This window comes from Bacteroidales bacterium, from assembly GCA_031276035.1.
Classification (GTDB): Bacteria; Bacteroidota; Bacteroidia; order Bacteroidales; family BM520; genus RGIG7150.
On the sequence record JAISNV010000010.1, the window covers coordinates 55256 to 76086 of the forward strand.

At 33.5% G+C, this 20831-nt stretch carries 17 protein-coding genes; 4 read left to right on the forward strand and 13 right to left on the reverse strand.

Annotated features, from left to right (window positions below; all coding sequences use genetic code 11):
* Position 1: 1 nt before the first annotated feature.
* From LBP67_02370 to dnaB, 9 genes are all read right to left on the reverse strand, one after another.
* Positions 2–706 (reverse strand): NTP transferase domain-containing protein, encoded by a 705-nt coding sequence (locus LBP67_02370; protein MDR2083824.1) that lies wholly within the window; start codon positions 704–706, stop codon positions 2–4.
* The gene (locus LBP67_02375) at positions 700–2142 is read right to left on the reverse strand and encodes a phosphotransferase (GenBank protein ID MDR2083825.1); all 1443 of its coding nucleotides are present in this window, start codon (positions 2140–2142) and stop codon (positions 700–702) included. The genes LBP67_02370 and LBP67_02375 overlap by 7 nt, the downstream gene beginning before the upstream one ends.
* Positions 2135–2803, reverse strand: a complete 669-nt coding sequence (locus LBP67_02380; GenBank protein ID MDR2083826.1) for a hypothetical protein — start codon at positions 2801–2803, stop codon at positions 2135–2137. Before LBP67_02380 ends, LBP67_02375 begins: the two co-directional genes overlap by 8 nt.
* Positions 2804–2814: 11 nt before the next feature.
* The gene (locus LBP67_02385; GenBank protein ID MDR2083827.1) at positions 2815–4098 is read right to left on the reverse strand and encodes a DUF5103 domain-containing protein; all 1284 of its coding nucleotides are present in this window, start codon (positions 4096–4098) and stop codon (positions 2815–2817) included.
* Between the two features lie 30 nt (positions 4099–4128).
* Positions 4129–5802, reverse strand: coding sequence for an energy-dependent translational throttle protein EttA (gene ettA / locus LBP67_02390; GenBank protein ID MDR2083828.1), 1674 nt, complete (start codon positions 5800–5802; stop codon positions 4129–4131).
* 133 nt (positions 5803–5935) lie between these two features.
* Positions 5936–6322, reverse strand: coding sequence for a hypothetical protein (locus LBP67_02395; protein MDR2083829.1), 387 nt, complete (start codon positions 6320–6322; stop codon positions 5936–5938).
* A 287-nt stretch (positions 6323–6609) separates the two neighbouring features.
* The gene (argS, locus tag LBP67_02400) at positions 6610–8391 is read right to left on the reverse strand and encodes an arginine--tRNA ligase (protein MDR2083830.1); all 1782 of its coding nucleotides are present in this window, start codon (positions 8389–8391) and stop codon (positions 6610–6612) included.
* A gap of 134 nt (positions 8392–8525) precedes the next feature.
* Positions 8526–9788: an asparagine synthetase B gene (locus LBP67_02405; GenBank protein MDR2083831.1), complete on the reverse strand. Its 1263-nt coding sequence runs from the start codon at positions 9786–9788 to the stop codon at positions 8526–8528.
* 20 nt (positions 9789–9808) lie between these two features.
* Positions 9809–11356, reverse strand: coding sequence for a replicative DNA helicase (gene dnaB / locus LBP67_02410; GenBank protein ID MDR2083832.1), 1548 nt, complete (start codon positions 11354–11356; stop codon positions 9809–9811).
* A 295-nt stretch (positions 11357–11651) separates the two neighbouring features.
* On the opposite strand from dnaB, the gene LBP67_02415 reads away from it, so the two are divergent.
* The 4 genes from LBP67_02415 (at position 11652) to LBP67_02430 (ending at position 15988) form a co-directional block, all read left to right on the forward strand.
* Positions 11652–13205: a PglZ domain-containing protein gene (locus LBP67_02415; protein ID MDR2083833.1), complete on the forward strand. Its 1554-nt coding sequence runs from the start codon at positions 11652–11654 to the stop codon at positions 13203–13205.
* 83 nt (positions 13206–13288) lie between these two features.
* On the forward strand, positions 13289–13708 hold the full coding sequence (gene tsaE / locus LBP67_02420; protein ID MDR2083834.1) for a tRNA (adenosine(37)-N6)-threonylcarbamoyltransferase complex ATPase subunit type 1 TsaE: 420 nt from the start codon (positions 13289–13291) through the stop codon (positions 13706–13708).
* A gap of 11 nt (positions 13709–13719) precedes the next feature.
* Entirely contained in the window at positions 13720–14751 is a 1032-nt protein-coding gene (aroB, locus tag LBP67_02425; GenBank protein MDR2083835.1) for a 3-dehydroquinate synthase, read from the forward strand.
* 1 nt (position 14752) lies between these two features.
* Positions 14753–15988 (forward strand): hypothetical protein, encoded by a 1236-nt coding sequence (locus LBP67_02430; protein MDR2083836.1) that lies wholly within the window; start codon positions 14753–14755, stop codon positions 15986–15988.
* A 190-nt stretch (positions 15989–16178) separates the two neighbouring features.
* Here LBP67_02430 and LBP67_02435 read toward each other — a convergent pair whose 3' ends face one another.
* The 4 genes from LBP67_02435 to LBP67_02450 form a co-directional block, all read right to left on the reverse strand.
* Positions 16179–17468 (reverse strand): 1-acyl-sn-glycerol-3-phosphate acyltransferase, encoded by a 1290-nt coding sequence (locus tag LBP67_02435; protein ID MDR2083837.1) that lies wholly within the window; start codon positions 17466–17468, stop codon positions 16179–16181.
* A gap of 7 nt (positions 17469–17475) precedes the next feature.
* Positions 17476–18267: a patatin-like phospholipase family protein gene (locus LBP67_02440; GenBank protein MDR2083838.1), complete on the reverse strand. Its 792-nt coding sequence runs from the start codon at positions 18265–18267 to the stop codon at positions 17476–17478.
* A 262-nt stretch (positions 18268–18529) separates the two neighbouring features.
* Complete coding sequence (locus LBP67_02445; GenBank protein MDR2083839.1) at positions 18530–19018, reverse strand: NAD(P)H-dependent oxidoreductase subunit E; 489 nt, start codon at positions 19016–19018, stop codon at positions 18530–18532.
* Between the two features lie 29 nt (positions 19019–19047).
* Positions 19048–20820: a [FeFe] hydrogenase, group A gene (locus LBP67_02450; protein ID MDR2083840.1), complete on the reverse strand. Its 1773-nt coding sequence runs from the start codon at positions 20818–20820 to the stop codon at positions 19048–19050.
* Between the last annotated feature and the right edge of the window lie 11 nt (positions 20821–20831).

Here is a 20831-nt window from a genome sequence, read left to right on the forward strand (position 1 = left end):
ATTATTTTAGATTATTTTTTCCGAGATCATTAAAATAATAATTATTAGCGGGGTAAGCTTTAAAGGTATGATTTTTTGCTAAAGACAAATATTCGGGAATAAGCGGAAAAACTTTTTTATCAGGTAAAAAATCCAAGATTTGCGGATTAACCAATTGAATTCCGGAAAAAGCATAATTGTGAGCAATTTCAACTTTATTATTTACAATAATGCTTTCATTAGTTTTAATATTTTTCCATCCGCACAATTCCAATTCATCATTAAAAAGTAAATATCTTGATGTTTCTCTTTCGCTCACCACAAGAGTTGATAATATCGAATCATCAAATTCAATGTCAAATAAATTTTTAAAATCAAAATTTGTTTCGATGTCTGTATTATGCACTAACAAAGGTTTTTCGTCATTAAGAATCTCAAGAACTTGTTTTAATCCGCCGCCGGTATCGAGCAGCATTTCTCTTTCATCCGAAATAACAATATCGTATTTCTCATAATTCTGTAAATATTCAATTAATTGTTCCGCGAAATGATGAACGTTTACGATTATTTTATTAATTTGAAAAGTGTTGTTTTCTACGAATTTATCCAATATGTGTTGAATCATTGGTTTGCCGTTAACCTCTACAAGAGCTTTGGGTTTATCGGCGGTTAGAGGATATAGTCGTGTGCCTAATCCTGCTGCAGGAATAAATAAATTTATTACCATCTTTTTCTTTGTAGATGTTTAACTACAACTTTTACTTTATCAGACTTTTTATATATTTCAGCGATTCTTTCCGCACAATAAACCGATCTGTGTTTTCCGCCGGTACATCCGAATGAAATCATGAGACTTTCATGCCCTCTATCGTAGTAGTCGCTGACAGCTTGATTAATAATGTTTTTCACATTATTAACGAATTCATTTACTTCTTGTTTAGAATTCAGATAATATTTTACGTTTTTATCGAGTCCTGAGAGATGTTTCAGATCTTCTTTCCAGAACGGATTTGGCAAACAGCGACAATCGAAAACAAAACCGCCGCCGTGTTTTTCATGCGTGGGAATGTCGTCTTTTAAATACGAGAAAGAATATATTTCAAGCAAAAGCGGGGTTTCTCTAACAACATTTACATTATCCGTATCAGTTTCTGTGTTTTTTGTCCGGTATTTATTTTTTATTTCATCAACAATTTTATTCATTTCAGGAAATATCAGAAGTTCGTTTCTACAATCATCCAATGCCTGAATAAAATTTTCAATTCCCAAATCCAAACTTTGAACGAAATGAGGTTTGTTTTCAACTATTCCTCTATATCCGTATGCACCAAGTGTTTGCATTGCTCTCAATAATCGAACGAACTTAAGATCTCTTTTAAAAGTTTTTCGATTATAGTTGCTAATGTATTTTTTTACTTCATTAAAATAATGGGAAATTAAATTTGCCCTGTCTTGATCGGAGAATTTGGCTTTGGCTTGATAGATAAATGATGCCAGATCATAAACATTGGGGCCTTTTCTTCCTCCTTGATAATCAATAAACCCCAATTCATCATTGTTGACAATAATATTCCTGCTTTGAAAATCTCTGTACACGAAAGTTTGGGGCTTGATTTGCATAATTATACCCGTAAAATTCAGAAAGTCATTTTCGAGAGCTCTTTCATCAAAATCAATTCCGGTTAATTTCAGAAAATTATATTTAAAATAATTCAAGTCCCACATAATTGATTGCATATCCATTCTACTGGTAGGATAAGCTTTATCATAATCTATTTTATTTGCGGCTTCGAATTGAATATAAACTAACTGGCTTAGGGCTTTCTTACATAAATCAAGCATATGTTTTGTAAGATATTTTGTTGTTTTTGTCGAAATTATATCGAATAATGAAATTTCACCAAGGTCTTTAAGTAGATAAATATTATCATTTTTATTTGCATATATTATTTGGGGAACATTTACCTCGGCATTTTCCAGAACTTTAGTAAAGTGCAAAAATGCTTTTGTTTCGTTACTATTAGGTGAATACACTGCTATTAGAGTTTTATCTTTAGAATATGAAATTCTATAATATTCTCTATTAGAACCTGAGTTGGAGATGGTTTCCGCTCCCCAATTTCTGTAGTATTTACTAATAAATTCCTTGAGTTTACTATTCATTGCTTCTCCATATTTTAAAATTATTGGCGTCAGAGTATTTTTCCAACATATCTTTCATTAAATCAACGGCAATGCTTAAACCTTTTTCTCCAGAATAAGCATTAATTACGATTAATATATTTTTTGTGCCGATATCAATTTTTGTTCTTTCTTCATCGCTTGTCGGACTACCTATTGCGCTTACCGTATCCCTGTAAACGGGTAAAAATTCTATATTAAGTTTTCCTCTTCCTATAGCTTCAAAATTATCTTTGGCAGTGCCGATGTCTAATAAAAGTTCATCGCCTTGAATTTTATCGGCATCAAAACCACCGATAGAGTAGGCGGTTTTAATTGAAACGTAGTTAATTATATCTACAATTGTATTGACTTTATGTAAATCCATCTCGCGAATTATTCTTCTGAGAAGAGCTTCTGCGGATGGTCTGTATCTATTCGGATCTTTACCTAAGATTTTATAAGCATTTCTTGTTGCGGCAATTGCGGGAATCTTATTGATATTCTCAATTTGATAATTATTTTTTATGTTTTTGATTAATTCCTCCGTTTCTTTCCACAACAATGGGGAGAAGCCGTTATTAACCGCATTGCATTCTATTGAAGCGAGAACTAATTCGGGACAGTTAGATTTTATTTTATTTGAAATAATGATTTTTTTCATCAAAACTTCTATTAATTACTTGCTACTGTATAAGACAATAATTTATAGTAAAGGTCGCCGGGGTTGTTATAATATACAAATATTTTATAATCGTTTCGAGTTTCCGAATATGTACCGTCGATTTCAGTTTCATTAATTATGCCGGTATCGTTTCTTTTTATTATGTAAGTATAATCATAATAGCCTTGTTTAAGATAAAGACTGCCTTCATAATATCCTTTTTCATAATTATAAGTCATAATATTATCTTCGTTGAATTGCCAACCGTTAAAATTTCCGCAAATATAAACATCGGTATTCGAAAAAGGGATTCCATCAACTAAAGTAAAATATACGTAAGCGTATTCAGCCTCGGTATCAGGGTAATCATTATCATTAACTTCAATTAAAAATTTTCCGTTGAGGTCAGTTTGTGTTATATACGGTCTGCCTTTGTAAGTAGGCTCAGGATCAAGGTAAATATGATATTCTCTATCTTCAACATGTATAGAATATATTTTACGACTAAGAAATTTTACATTGTATATATGTGCAAAACGAAATTCGTTATTACCGTTAAACTCAAACTTATCTTGAAAATCATAAATAATGTTATTGCCTGATATTGTGATTGGCTGAACATTCCTGAATTTGCTGTATTGCCTGTCATTCTGATTGATATATACAGCCAGATTTCTATTCGGATCGTCGATTCTGTAATTTGAAGTATTGATTGAAAAACTGACTCTTTGTTTTGTTTTTAAATTTTCCGGATTTTTGCTATATCCTATTGTTGTTGCAACATCTACAGCATTTTCGGTAACATAAAATCGTGCAATAAAAGCAGGGTTATCCGGACTATCTTCTTCATCATACACAACAAGAGCGTAATTTCCCGAATAATTAATATCTATGTTTTCATTGGGAAATGAAAACGTATAGTGCATATAATTTCGTAAAGTATTAAGTGACGAATTAAAATCTCTTATATAATCTTCGAAAAAGTAACCAGACATATAATCGCTTTGTCTTATTCCGGTCGATATTTTCCAATCCGGATCACAATGATATACAGTATAAGCGTAACTTTTACCTACGAAATCGAAATCATCAAAACTACATGTTAAATTTTCTCTATAACCTAATCTTATGACCGGGTCACTTGTCGGCAATCCGGACGGATGTATTTGCAGAGTATGAATATTTTTGTCGAAAATATAAAACAGATTATCTCCCAGATATTCTTGAATATCTATTTGAGCATGCAAATTAATGAATACTAATGCGGATACTAATGTTATAATAATTTTTTTCATATTGATAAATAATGATGATATTTTGCAAATTTACATTAATTTCTTATATCTGATTCTTTTCGGACCGACATCCATACCCATTTTTTTGCGATTTTCAATGTATTCCGAATAACTGCCGTCGAAAAAATTAACTTGTGAATCGCCTTCAAAAGCAATAATATGAGTTGCTATTCTATCCAGAAACCATCTGTCGTGAGAAATAATTACTGCGCAACCGGCAAAGTTTTCCAGACCGTCTTCAAGAGCTCGCAATGTGTTAATATCTATATCATTGGTAGGTTCGTCAAGAAGTAAAACATTGGCCTCACTCTTTAAAGTCATTGCTAAGTGTAATCTGTTTCTTTCACCGCCAGACAGCAATCCTACTTTTTTACTCTGATCGTTACCGGAAAAATTGAATCTTGCAATATATGCTCTTGAGTTTATAAGTTTACCTCCAAGTTGAATTTGTTCATTACCACCGGAAATAACTTCCCAAACTGTTTTTTCCGGATCAATTTGTTGGTGTTGCTGATCTACATAACCTACTTTAACGGTTTCACCAACGGTGAAGGTTCCGCTATCAGGATTTTCCAATCCCATTATTAACCGGAATAAGGTTGTTTTACCGGCACCATTAGGACCAATAATACCAACAATGCCGGCAGGCGGCAATTCAAAATTAAGATTTTCGTATAAAAGTTTTTCGCCGTAAGCTTTAATAACACCTTCCGCCTTAATAACATTATTTCCTAATCTAGGGCCGTTAGGAATAAAGATTTCGAGACGTTCTTCCTTTTCTTTCGTTTCTTCGCTCATAAGTTTATCATAAGCATTCAAACGTGCTTTTCCTTTTGCGTGACGGGCTTTCGGACTCATTCTTACCCACTCCAGTTCCCGTTCCAGTGTCTTACGTCTTTTACTTGCTTGTTTTTCTTCTTGTTCAAGGCGTTTGGTTTTCTGTTCAAGCCAAGATGAATAATTTCCTTTCCATGGAATACCTTCGCCTCTATCAAGTTCAAGAATCCAACCGGCAACATTATCAAGGAAATATCTGTCGTGTGTAACTGCAATTACAGTTCCTTTATATTGTTGAAGATGTAGTTCCAACCATTGAATTGATTCGGCGTCGAGATGATTGGTCGGTTCGTCGAGAAGTAAAATATCCGGTTCTTGAAGTAGTAATCTGCATAATGCAACGCGGCGGCGTTCTCCGCCGGAAAGGTTTTTTATTAAAGCATCGTCATCCGGACAACGAAGAGCATCCATTGCGCGCGCAAGCTTGGAATCCAAATTCCATGCATCGTGCATTTCAAGAAGTTCGGTAAGTTCACCTTGGCGTTCAATCAACTTCATCATCGTGTCGTCATCCATCGACTCAGTAAACTTCATATTTATTTCGTCGTATTCCTTCAATAAATCTACAACCTGCTGTAAACCTTCTTCAACAACCTGTCTAACGGTTTTGCTTTCGTCAAGCTTTGGTTCTTGTTCAAGATATCCGACGGAATATCCCGGCGAAAAAACTACCTCTCCAATGTAAGATTTATCCTCACCGGCAATAATTCTTAAAAGAGAAGATTTTCCGGCTCCGTTTAATCCGAGTATACCTATTTTGGCGCCATAAAAGAATGATAGATATATATCTTTTAAAACTTGTTTATTAGGTGGAAAGATTTTTCCAACTCCCACCATAGAGAAAATTATTTTTTTATCGTCTGACATATTATTTGTTTTGATGTTTTGGTTCTTTGTTCGGAATTATTTAATTCCGGGCTTTAAATTACCATAACCGGTTTATAGATAAAAATCAAATTAAATTATTGTAATCTAATTATTTTGAAATAATTAGATTCCGTTATTTCAATGTTGAAACATATACGGCATTACTATATGATGTATCAACACTATTCACGGCGTAGGCAACAATTATGTAAGTAGTGTTTGGGTGCAAACCTCCGATTTCATGTTCAAAATAACCGACCGAAGTATATCCTCTAACCTGTACAACAGAGTCGCAATTGGTATAAGTAGGAACAACGCCACCACCTCTTCTGTAACAAAAACCCTTATCCGTAATCGCATCACCACCTGTATCGTAAATCGAAGCTCCCAAAGTCAGTGTATAGGGAGTGGCCTTTTTGTCATAATGAATTATACTTCCCATAACCGGTGCTTGTTTTTTGTTACAGGCATAAAGTGTGCAAATAATTGCTCCGATCATAAATATCATAATCTTTTTCATATTAATGTAATTTGAATTGTTTATTAACGTTTGTCGTAATATTGAGCCAAAAAAGGAAATTCATTCTATTTAGATAGTTGGATAGTGTCGGACTCATACGAATATAATTTGAATTTGTTTATTGTTAAATTAATCATCATTTGTAAACATATAAATTATGCACGCGTCTTCATTATTATTTTTTTATTGATAGTGCGAGTTTGTTGCTCTCGGTTATTGCTTTTGTGACAAATTTACAATGATTGTTTATAATTATTAATTTTTACAGTTAATTTATATCGGTTTATTTACATTCTCTCGGGAACTTCAATACCAAGTAATTTCATTCCGTTTTTAATTACATTGGCTACAAATTTGGAAAGCTTTAATCTCATTATTTTCAGCTCATTATCATCTTCTTTTAAAACATTCACTTCCTGATAGAACTTATTATATTGTTTTGCAAGTTCATAAATATAATTAGCAATAATAGCTGGGCTTAAATCATCTGCAGCCTTATTTAAAATATTCGGATAGTCGTGCAAGGTTTTTATTATCGCCAATTCAATATCATTATAATTTATAAAGTTTGAATTTATTTTTATATCTGATAAATTACAATCGGCTTTTTTAAGCAATGAACAAATTCTTGCATGAGTATATTGAATAAACGGGCCGGTATTTCCGGTAAAGTCGATGGATTCATTTGGGTCAAATAACATTTGCTTCTTCGGGTCAATTTTAAGAATAAAATACTTCAAAGCTGCTAAACCTACCATATTTGCAAGATTTTCCGCTTCATCGTTGTTTGTGCGGGCTTGCTCATTTATAATGGATAATGCGGTTCCATACATTTCGTCCATCAAATCATCGGCATCTACAACTGTTCCTTCTCTGGATTTCATTTTGCCGGTAGTAAGTTCAACCATTCCGTATGAAAGATGGTAAATAGAATCCGCCCAGCCGTAGCCGAGATGTTTAAGCGTTGACTTTAAAACATCAAAATGATAAATTTGCTCATTTCCGACAACGTAAATCATTTTATTTGAATCGAATTCATCATGCCTTAAAACGGCGGTTCCGAGATCTTGAGTAATATAAACCGAAGTGCCGTCTTTTCTCAACAATAATTTTCTATCAAGCCCTTCGTTTGTAAGGTCAATCCATACGGAATTATCATCATCTTTAGTCAGAATATTTTTTTCGAGGGCATTTTCTATAATTTGTTTTCCAAGCAGATAAGTCTGTGATTCATAATAAATCTTATCGAAAGAAATTCCGAGTCTTTTATATGTTTCATTGAACCCTTCATAAACCCAAGAATTCATTTTGTTCCAGAGACTTAAAACTTCTTCGTCTCCGGCTTCCCATTTTTGAAGCATTTCGCGGGTTTCTTTCATCAAAGGAGCTTCATTTTTAGCGTCTTCCTCAGACATTCCGTCATTCATCAAACTTTTAATTTCCTCCTTATAATGCTTGTCGAACTCAACATAATATTTGCCGACAAAATGATCTCCTTTAATCCCTTTTGATTCCGGAGTTTCTCCGTTTCCCCATTTTTGCCAAGCAATCATCGATTTACAAATGTGAATGCCCCTGTCATTTACAAGATTCACTTTAATCATTTTATTTCCGGTTGCTTCTAAAATATTTGAAACTGCCGTCCCGATAAGATTATTTCTTACATGACCGAGGTGAAGGGGCTTATTAGTGTTAGGAGAAGAAAATTCGATTAATATTTTATTTTCCTGATTGATATTTTGTTGTGCGTAAGTTTCATTAAGATAATTTTCTGACAACAAATAAGTCCAGAAAGTTTTTTTCATTACGAAGTTAAGAAATCCGTTAATTACATTGAAAGATTCTATTTCCTGGCAATTACTGACTATATATTGTCCTAATTCTTCAGCCGTTTCTGCAGGTTTTTTCTTCGAAAATTTTGTAAAAGGAAAGACAACCAAAGTAAAATCGCCTTCGATATCTGGTCTTGTTGTTTGGATAACAATTTGATTTTTATCAAATTCAATATTATATATTTTTTCTATTGCCTCAGTAGTTATTTCGGAGATTTTATCAAGTATCTTATTCATAGCACAAAAATAATGAAATTCTGTTAGTTTGATTATGAATTGCTTGTCGCTTTACTTTTTGCAGCGACAGCTTTGAAAATTTAATTTACAATCTTTAGACTTTATATCGTCAATTAGCAAGAGCCAACCGGTTTCTAAGTTTTTTGTTTCTTTTTCTTAGCAGATGGAAAAAGAATATTATTGAGAATCAATCTATATCCCGGTGAATTAGGATGAAGTGTTAATTCGGTTGGAGGATCGCCGACATAGTGACGATAATCTTCCGGATCGTGACCGCCATAGAAAGTCCATGTGCCTTGTCCCAGTTCTCCGTGAATGTATTTCACTTCGCCGAGAGATTTATTTTCACCCATAATAAGCACATTCGGTTTTAATCTGTTTTTATTGAAAGCAGTACTTTGTCCCATGAAACTTTTAATTATTCTTTCATGATTCTGACAGAGCATGGTAGGCACCGGATCCCATTTTGCGGAAAATTCAAATAGAACAAAATAATCGGAATCTTCCTTAACACTTCTATGATTAGTAACATCAATGTCTGAAATTTCGTATTCGTAAGGATTTGTACTTATTTTGAAATTAGTAAATGCGATACAATTATCGTAATTGAGTTTACTTTGAGCTTGGGAATCCATCGGATCTCCGTCGAACATCGAATCGCAAATATCAACACCTTCTGCAGACAGAGCAACATCAAAGCTGTCAGGAGCCGAACACATTGCAAACAGGAAACCGCCATTCATAACATATTCCTTAATTTTTTTTGCAACCGCCAATTTACATTGCGAAACTTTTGAGAATCCAAGGCTTTGCGCAAGCTCTTCCGAATTTTTCACATCTTGTATATACCAAGCAGATTCTTTATGGGCAAACCAAAACTTTCCGTATTGTCCGGTAAAATCTTCATGATGTAAATGCAACCAGTCATATTTGATTAATTCGCCTTCAATAATTTCCTTGTCATAAATTTTATCATAAGGAATCTCGGCATAAGTCAAGGCAAGAGTAACCGCATCATCCCAAGGCAATTTTGAGAGTGGAGTGTAAACCGCAATTTTCGGAGCATTATATAATTTTATTACATCGGTGTTGGATTCGTTATCGGCAATACTTGTAAGAATTGAATTGTACTGTACATCCGCAATTACTGTGTAAGACACACCACGAATTTTACATTCAGTTTCAATTTGATCAAGATATGTGCAGGCAAAGCTCCCTCCTTTATAATTCAAAAGCCAATCCACTTCAAGATTATTTTGTAGTACCCAATAAGCAATTCCGTATGCTTTAAGATGATTGTTTTGAGTATTATCCATAGTAATGAGAATAGTACTTCCAACCAATAAACTTGGAAAAACAATAGAAAGCAAAATCAGAAAATATTTTATTTTATTCATTGTGATAATTTTATGCTTAATTAAAACGGAATATCATCATTTAAATTATTGTCAATATTCATTTTTGATTGAAAGGTAACGGCTTTTTGACTTGATGTTGGAAAATCATTCGGATTATACATTTCAGGATCAGTATATAATTTAGTAAACTCGTTATCAGGATCTGTGAACTTGGCATATTTAGCAATAAACTTAAGCGGCACATTAGCTGTTTTACCGTTTCTGTGTTTTGCTATATTAAGTTCGGCAAGCCCTTCGGTAGCAAGTCCTTTCTCGGTATCACTGCCGAAATTATAATATTCGGGACGATATATAAACATAACAATATCCGCATCCTGTTCAATAGCGCCAGATTCACGTAAATCGGAAAGCACCGGTTTTTTTTCACCAGACCTTTTTTCTACGTCACGGCTCAATTGAGACAAAGCGAGGATAGGGATATTTAGTTCTTTTGCAAGTGCTTTTAATCCTCGGGATATAGTGCTGATTTCCTGTTCTCTGTTGCCGTTACGCTCTTTCTCATTTCCTGCAGACATTAATTGCAGGTAATCGACTGCGGCAAATTGTATGTCGTATTGCGCTTTCAACTTTCTACATTTTGCCCTCATTTCAAAAATAGTTAAACCGGCAGTGTCGTCAATAAAAATTTTAGCTTCGGATAGTTTTGTTATTTTACTTGTTAATCCCAGCCATTCTTCGGATGTAACTTCTCCTTTTCTAAGTTTATCCGCGGAAATTCCTACTTCGGCAGAAATAAGACGCGTAACAAGTTGTACTGCCGACATTTCTAAAGAGAAGAACGCGACCGGTTTTTTATGATCTACAGCCATGTTTCTCAACATTGATAAGGCGAAAGCTGTTTTACCCATACCGGGACGGGCTGCAAGAATAAGTAAATCCGATTTTTGCCAGCCGCCGGTTATTTTATCTACTTCCACAAAACCTGACGGTACCCCGCTTAATCCGTCGGTATTTTTTCTTGATTTTTCAATTTCATCTATTGCTTCCTTAAGTATCAGGCTCATATCACGGGTTCCGGTTCTAAAATTAGATTCGGTAAGATCAAATAATTCGTTTTGAGCTTTATCTAATAGTGATAGAACATCGGTAACTTCTTCGTAAGCATCTTTAATAACCATTGAAGAAACTTCGATTAACTTTCTCTGGATATATTTTTCCATTAAAATACGAGAGTGAAATTCCGTATTTGCAGATGATGATACTCTGTTAGTAAGTTTTGAAATATAATATGCTCCGCCGACAATATCTAAATCACCAAAAGATTTTAACTGGTTGGTTACGGTTAGAATATCAATGGGTTTATTATCCGCGAATAATTTTTTTACAGCATTAAATATTCTTTGATGTGAGTCTAAATAAAACATTTCGGGTTGAAGAATTTCAATCACATCTGTGAGCGCATCTTTTTCCAGCATAATTGCACCGAGAACAGCTTCTTCAAGGTCTAAAGCCTGAGGTGGTAATTTGCCGTAAATATTATCATTAACAGCTGTTTGCGTTTTATATGTCGACTTAGTTTTTCGATTAATATTTTTCTCTTCGTTCATGTTGCAAAGTTAATCTTTATTTCATTTTTTATACTTAAAAAATGATGGTAATTTAAAAAGAAATATAAATGTTTTTATCGTCTATGAACTATATTTAATTTTAATATATCCGGAGAATTCATTAATAGAATCAATAAAGATCATTCCTGAACTTTATAGATATTTGATTTTTTAGTTAATCGAATAGCACAATCTGAAATTAATAATAAAAGTTTTATGATATTTTTGCAGAACAAAAACAATATTTCTATTCTTTTAAACATTATCACTATATACTTAACTTTTTACATAATAAATGAGTAAAATAAAAATTCTTTGGGCTGATGACGAAATAGAACTTCTCAAGCCTCACATAATATTTCTTGAAAACAAAGGGTATGACGTAGTTACGACAAACAACGGTAATGATGTTATAGATCTTATAAATGAACAAGTGTTTGATATAATTTTTCTTGATGAACAAATGCCCGGAATGTCTGGGATACAAACGTTGGAAACAATAAAGAATATCAACCCGAATATTCCTGTTGTTATGATAACAAAAAGCGAAGAGGAAAATCTGATGGAAAATGCTATCGGGTCTAATATTGCAGATTACCTGATTAAGCCGGTAAATCCGAATCAAATATTGTTAAGTTTAAAGAAAATTCTTGAGAATAGAAAAATTGTAAGTGAGAAAACCACTCAGTCGTATCAACAAGAGTTTAGAAATATCGGAATGGATTTATCCAATAATCTTAATTTTGAAGAATGGACTGACATATATAAAAAGTTAGTAAATTGGGAATTACGTTTTGATGCTTCATCAGATCAGAATATGTATGAAGTGTTTGAAATGCAGAAACATGAAGCTAATTCCTTGTTTTCTAAATTTATAGAGAATAATTATGAAAATTGGCTTAACGGTAAAGATTCTAAAAAACCGGTTATGTCTCATTATGCACTTCAGGAATATGTATTCCCGAGTTTAGGTAAAAAACCTAAATTTATGTTTGTTGTCGATAACATGCGTTTAGATCAGTGGAAAGCTATTGAAAGAATAATAGGAAATATTTATCGCACAGATTCCGAGTATATTTTTTCAAGTATTCTTCCTACAACAACACAATATGCCAGAAATGCTTTATTTGCAGGTCTTATGCCTCTTGATATTCAAAAGAAATATCCGCAGTATTGGCTAAATGAAGACGATGAAGGTACAAAAAATCAGCACGAAGAGTTTTTCCTCGCCGAAAATCTTAAAAGACATGGAAAAGGTAATATCAAATTTTCATATAATAAGATTTTAAATCTTGCTGCCGGAAAGAAACTATTCGAAACTTTACCTAATTTATTGAGTAATGATTTTAATGTAGTGGTTTACAATTTTGTTGATATGCTCTCGCATGCGAGAACAGAGATGGAAATAATTAAGGAACTTGCAGATGATGATGCTGCATACCGTTCATTAACGGAATCATGGTTTGAGCATTCGGCTCTTTATGATGTAATTGAATATTTGGCTTCAAAACAAATTGATATAATAATTACTACAGACCATGGTTCGGTAAAAGTCAGTGACCCGGTAAAAATTGTCGGAGATAAAGCAACAAATACCAATTTGCGGTATAAGGTCGGAAAAAATTTGGCATATAACAAAAAAGAAGTTTTTGAGATTCGCAGGCCGGAAGATTTTCATTTACCGAAAACCAATCTTACTTCAACTTATGTTTTTGCTAAATCTAATGACTTTTTTGCTTATCCGAATAATTACAATTATTATGTCGGTTATTATAAAAACTCTTTCCAACACGGAGGAGCCTCAATGGAAGAAATGCTTATTCCTATGGCATTTTTATCGGCAAAATAATCTTTATAAACTATCATTAATAAATATCAGGAACAATTGTGTGTAACGTTAAATCAACATTAGGCGATTAAAACTATATTTTTATGACATTAATTTCAAATGGATTAGATGACCTTGAGTCTATTGCAGGGAAAATTTTAACTACTTATAAAGACAAAAGGGTATTTGCCTTGACAGGAGCCATGGGGGCTGGTAAGACTACTTTAACTAAGGTTTTATGTGAACAGTTGGGCGTTATTGACGTTGTTAACAGTCCGACCTTTGCAATTGTTAATGAATATTTGACTGCATCCGGAGATTCTGTGTTTCATTTCGATTGTTATCGTTTAAAAAACCTTGCCGAATTTCTTGATATCGGCGGTGAAGATTATTTATACAGTGGAAATTATTGTTTTATTGAATGGCCGCAAATTATTGAAAAACATCTTCCTGAAGGATATGTTGATATAAATATTGCTATCGGTGATAGCGACTCATCGAGAATAATATCTGTTAATTCTTAATTTTAAATATTATGGATGAAATTATTTGTAATGGCGAGGATTTTATTAATCAGGTTAATAATTATATTGATGCCAATTACGCCGAGTGTAAAATAGCTTTGTTGATAGATGAAAATACAACAACTCATTGTCTTCCGCTAATAATGCCGATTCTGCAACATAGAAATTATTATCTGATACATATCAACAGCGGCGAAACAACCAAAAATTTACAAACCAGCAAAAAATTGTGGCAAAAACTCATAAATCTGAATTTCGACCGCAACTCTTTGTTTATAGTTTTAGGCGGCGGCGTTTTATGCGATATTGGCGGATTTATTGCTACTACATATAAAAGAGGCGTTAATTTTATTTATATGCCTACCACTCTTTTAGCTCAAACCGATGCTGCATGGGGCGGAAAAAACGGCATAAATTTTAATAAATTGAAGAACCAAATAGGTACAATAAATTTACCTAATCTTGTGGCTGTTAATCCTGATTTCCTGAATACTCTACCCGACAGAGAATTTTCTTCCGGACTTGCTGAGGTTATAAAACATGGCATAATTGGCGATAAGTCTATTTTAAAAGATATTGAAGATGGTGTTTCTTATTCTTCAGAATATCTTTTACCGATTATAAAAAAGTCGGTTAATGTTAAGAAGGAAATTGTTGACAAAGATATTAACGACTGGAGTGAAAGGAAAAAGTTAAATTTCGGTCATACTGTAGCTCATGCAATAGAAGCCGTGTATGAAGATAAATATAGTCATGGCTCGTGTGTTGCATTAGGTATGTTGACTTCATTGTACCTTTCAAAAAAATTATTGAATCTTAACTATAATGATTATACGTATTGTTGTGATATTGTATTTAACAATATTCCTCTACCGAAAATTTATGCTGAAGATATTCCAACCATAATAAATAAAATGTCTTATGATAAAAAGAATTATGATGGTGAGATTAATTTTGTTTTATTAAAAGGAATTGAAGATGCTGTTATTAATATTTCTGTAACTGAAGATCAAATTTTAGAAGCCCTGCTTCATAATTTATAACATGCCTAACAATATTACAATTTCTGAATCTATTGATCTGCCGATAAATAAAAGTATTTTAAACCGATATTTAATATTAAAATATTTATATGATGATTTATCAAATGTCAGCTTGGATTCCGGCACACCTGATGATTCCATTCTTCTGTACAATATTCTGAAAGAAGATATTCCCGATTTTTGTAATTGTATGAATGCCGGAACGGTTTTCAGATTTATTTTAGCTGTTTCTTCCCTTTCCGGTAAATCGAGAATTATTGATGGTTCCGAAAGAATGCGGGAAAGGCCCTGCAAAGATTTGGTAGATTCTTTAGAATTATTAGGAGCAAAAATAGAATATTTAGATAAAGTAGGGTATCCACCGGTAAGGATAATATCACCAATAAATCTGAATAATTATCCTGAAACAATATTTGTAAAGTCGGATATTAGTAGTCAGTTTGTTTCTGCAATAATGATGATAGCTCCTTTGTTGCCTCTCGGATTAAATATTGAATTATGCGAACAAAATGTTTCTCATTCATATATTGTTATGACATCGGAGATAATGAATAACGTGGGATTGAAAACCGTTTTTAATGATAATCTTATTTATGTTTTATCGCAAACTGATAAAGTGATGTTTGATGATTTTATTTTTGAAAAAGATTGGTCGGCAGCGGCATTCTGGGTAACAATACTTTCTGCATTTGAAAAGGGTAGTGTTGAGTTAAAAGGTTTAACCACAAAATCTGTTCAGGGCGATAAGGTAATTTTGGATTATCTACATTATTTGAATATTGATTATATTGAAAATGATAATTCAATTATACTTTCTAAGTCTGGGATAAGAATAATAGAGAAACCCGATAAAGTTGTAAAAATTGATTTAAAGAATTCTCCCGATTTATTTCCGCCGCTTGCAGTTGCTTTTGCTTTGAGTGATGTTGAAGTACATTTTACAGGATTGAATAATTTGATTTGGAAAGAATCGAATAGAATTGTATCTGTGCTGGATAATTTAAAATTGTTATCTTATGATGTTGTCCAATTATCCGATGACGATGTGATAATATACAGATCAATTAATGATATTTCGAATATTAATAAAAAAATCATGATAAAAACCCATGATGATCACCGTATTGCGATGGCATTTGCTGTTTTTGAATATTTGAATGATAATATTGAAATAGATAATATGGATTGTGTAACAAAATCCTATCCCGGTTTCAGCGTAGGTTTCCTTAATAAATAAAATTTTTAGGATAAAATACAAGTGTAATTTTTATCGAAGGAAGAGGAAGTTAAAAATAAATTCTCACCGCTTCGATTTAAAATGTTTTATATTCATACACACTTTCAAAACTATGAGTACGATTTTTTAATATTTGCGATATTATATAACACGGCAAAGTGTTACACGAATTATATCTATCTTACTGTTCTTAAAAAAAATGAAAAAGTTCTTGAGTTTTTATTTGATATTTCCTTCGGAAGAAAAAACGTTGAATTGTATCAAAATAAAGATTTTTTAATTTGAAAGCAATAATGCTTAATATCGGAATAACAACAAAAGAAATCAATGCGCTTACCAAAGCAGACATAAAAAAGCGGAAAATAAAAAAATACAGTATAAAAAATAGTGCAGGTATAAATATTCCCATAACAAAGGAAAGTGACGAATAAAATCCTTTGTTTGCCATTTTTCGGGCAGAAAATTTAATAATAAAATATGGTAAAAGCATGACTGTTGCGCCGGGAATAAAAAACGGCAATAATAAAATAATCTTCAGGACATCAATAGTTTGCGACTTTTTTAGTAAACGACAAATTTTGTCACTACTTTTTCCGGAACTTAATAATCTCCCCATTTCAGCATCCAAGATATTCAATTTCTCCGGATTGTTTTTTTCTTCATCAAGATAGTTGCGACATATTTCCTGTTTTGCTTTTAATCGATTCCATACATTGTCGGCAAGTTTATTTTCGATAATATAATCATCTGTTTGCAAAATAGTTGCCAGATAGATTGATTCATAATGATTTGCAGAATTTACATTTAACATTAATTCCGATATTCTCGGGTATAAATCGGCACGTATCGTGTTGTATGCTTTTGCGGGATTTTCAAGATACAACTCGAAATAATCCGACATTTCGAGCGGTTTGCCAAATTGGATTGTTACATTCCGTCCCGATGAATTTAAATCTTCGTATTCAATTCCCACAGGAATTATTTTTACACCATCTGAAACGCCGAACTTTTCCTGTGCAAAAAGAGCAATACGGAACATGCCTTTAACTAAGGGTAATAATTTTCGGATTTCTATTTGTCGTCCTTCAGGCATAAGACAAAGTTTCTTATTTTGTTCCAATGTTTCAATGGCTTCTATAAACGGATCCCTGTTTTTGTCTAAATCGGCAACATTTTCGCGGGCGCGATATACCGGCAACATTTTAAGGAATCGCAGAAACGTTGAAAATGTTTTATTGACAGCAAAGAAATAGCTAACAGCCATAAATACAATCTGATCATGAGGAAAAGAAAACAGAATAAGCAAAGGATCCATCAACCCGTTTTTATGGTTTGGAGCAAAAATAACTGGTTTGTCAGTCGGAACATTTTCTTGCCCGCGAATGTGTATTTTCCGGTAATAAATCCGCATAAACAGAAATGCTATTCTGCTAAGAAGATAATAAGCAAAACTATATTTATATATTTTACTTTTAGACATATTACTTTTAATCGTGTTCCTCAGGGAAGAAATTACCTTTTTCAATAATATGTTTGGTTGAGGTGTAGCCAACGTCGAAGATTTCGCGACTCTTTCCGACATCAAAAGTGTCGTAATTTCCCATATCTATCGGTTCAATCAAAATGTCGCATATATCTTTATCGTGTAAAATATTAGATTTCATCATGAAATGATAAGATCTCATAGCAACATTTCTAATACCAAGTTTATAATCATGAGCGACCATCGGGCTGGCATTAATTCCAATCAACACATCACATTCCTCCCTAATTGTTGATGCCGGAAAATTCTTGAGAACACCGCCATCGATATAATTTACATTATCAATTTTTTTTGGCGAGAACAATACCGGTAAACTGCATGAAGCGATTATTTTTTCAAGTAATTTTCCCTGCGAAAAAGTAACACAATGTCCGTTGTCCAAATTTGTTGCCACAATTCTAAGTGGAATCTTCAAGTTTTCGAAAGTTTCGGAACGAAGTTTCTTTTGCAAAAATTTTTCGAATTCATTTATGTTAAAAAGTCCGCCGCTCATCTCAAGCGAAGTCATTTCGCGAAAACTGACTTTGCGAAAGAAATCACCAATCTCATCCGGCGAATAACCGTCGGCATATAAGGCGCCGACAATTGAACCTGCACTGACTCCGGAAATTACATCGGGTTTAACACCATATTCTTCCAATGCCTTTAATGCTCCGGCATGACAAAGACCTTTTATGCCACCACCGCTTAATGCAAGTCCTATTTTATAAGGTTTAATGATGTCTTGATTTTTCATTGTCATATAAATTAAAAAATTACTAAATGCAAAGGTAATAATTTTCGACAGGTTAGTTATGCCATCCAATCTAATATATTCCTCATAATGTATTTTCAATCCGGTTATTTACTTACAACCAATGTTTTTACGTTAATTTCAAGAATATTAATTGTGGGGAAAATAATATTAAGAATATTTCATTAACCGAATTTCATTGCACAAAAAAAGCGGAAGAAAATTTTCCTCCGCTTTTAGATTTATCATTAGATAATTGATAATCTTACATTTCGTCGTATTCGGCAAGAATTTCCTTAACGCCTTCTTGTGTTACACGTCCGTAGGTTTTTTCACCGATTAAAACAACAGGTGCCAAACCGCAGGCCCCAACACAACGTAAGCAACTTAGAGAAAATTTACCGTCTTCGGAAGTAGCGCCAACTTCAAGAGAAAGTTGTTTTTTGATTTCATCTAAAATCTTTTCAGCGCCGCGAACATAGCAAGCGGTACCCATGCAAATAGATATAGGGAATCTTCCTTTAGGCTTCATTGTAAAAAATGAATAGAAAGTTACAACGCCATAAATCTTTGCTACGGGAACTTTTAATTCTTTAGAAATAATCTCTTGAACTTCAGCGGGAAGATATCCGAAGATACCTTGAGCTTTATGTAAAACATTTATAAGTTCACCGGGAGCATTATTAAATTCTTTGCAAACTTGTTTTAATTTTTCTACATCGTCTTTGCGAAGAGTTATTTTGATATTAGCCATTTCTATTTAATTTAAATTTAACAAATTAATTATTCAATACATATTTCAACTTTACTTTTGTCGAAATAATGAGTATGCAATAAATGATGTGATAATTCTCCACATGGTTTGCCTAAGAATTCTTCGTATAGTTTAATAATATACGGATTTTCATGAGATTTTCTGATAGGTTTGTTTTTGTCTTCTTCATAAATTGCAGCGTGACGTGCTTTTATGATGTCTACGTTTCCGTGATGCAGAGGTTGTCCGCCGCCGGCAATACATCCGCCCGGACAAGCCATGATTTCTATAGCATGGAATGAACATTCACCTTTCTTAACGCTTTCTAAAAGTTTACGGGCATTTCCCAAACCGTGAGCAATACCTATATTTATTTTGGTTCCGTTGAAATCAACAGTAGCCTGACGAATATTTTCCAGTCCGCGTAAACATTCGAAATCAATCTTTTCCAGTTTTTTCTTTGTGAAAACTTCATAAGCTGTTCTAACGGCTGCTTCAATAACGCCGCCGGTAGTACCGAATATAACAGACGCACCTGTGGATTCTCCTAATGGATTGTCAAAATCAGCATCAGGTAGTTTATTGAAATCTATATTACATTGTTTGATTAAATGAGCCAATTCTCTTGTTGAGATTGAATAGTTAACATCCGGATCTCCGTTTTCTTTGAACTCGTCACGGCCGCATTCATATTTCTTAGCTAAACAAGGCATTACGGATACAACAACCAAATCTTTTCTATCTACGCCGATTTTCTTAGCGAAATAATTTTTGGCTACTGCGCCGAACATTTGTTGCGGAGAACGTGCTGTTGACGGGATATCTCTCATTTCAGGGAAATAATATTCGAAGAAATTAACCCAAGCAGGACAGCAAGATGTTAAAATAGGAAGTTTAACATCTTTATCGCCGTTTAAGTATTTTGTCAAACGGTCAAGTAATTCTGTTCCTTCTTCCATAATAGTAAGATCCGCAGCAAAATCGGTATCAAAAACATAGTCGAATCCGATTTCCTTAAGAGCAGCGGCCATTTTACCGGTAACAATGCTACCCGGTTTCATCCCGAATTCTTCACCTAAAGCAACACGAACTGCAGGAGCTGTTTGAACTATAACGGTTTTATTAGGATCGGCGAGATCTCTGATAAGTTGCGGAGTGTGGTCAACTTCGGTAAGAGCGCCTGTCGGACAAACCGCAACACATTGACCGCAATAAGTACATGTTGATTTTATAAGGTCTTGTTCGAAAGCAGGAGCAACAACAGCTTCAAAACCACGGTTGATTGCAGATAAAGCACCTACAGTTTGAACGGTGTTACACATCATTTCACAACGGCGGCACATGATACATTTGTCAACATCACGGATGATAGCCGGAGATGTATCCATACGATATGTAGATTGTTCTCCTTGATATGTAATTTGTCTTATTCCCAGATCTTGAGCAAGAGTTTGTAATTCACAATTACCGCTTTTTGCACAAACCAGACAATCTGCAGGATGGTCTGAAAGAATTAGTTCGACAACTGTTCTGCGTGCATTTAAAATTCTTGTTGTATGAGTTTTTATGATCATACCTTCAAGACATTCGGTAGCACAAGCGGGAGCAAGATTTTTTCTTCCTTCAACTTCCACAACGCAAACTCTACATCCGCCCGGTTTATTTTCGATATTCATATCATCAAGACTAAGATAACATAAAGTCGGGATATGAATACCGTTCATTCTTGCTGCTTGTAAAATGGTAGAACCTTTTGGTACTTCCAAATTCTTATTATCGATATTTATTTTTATTGTTTCCATTATTCTCCTTG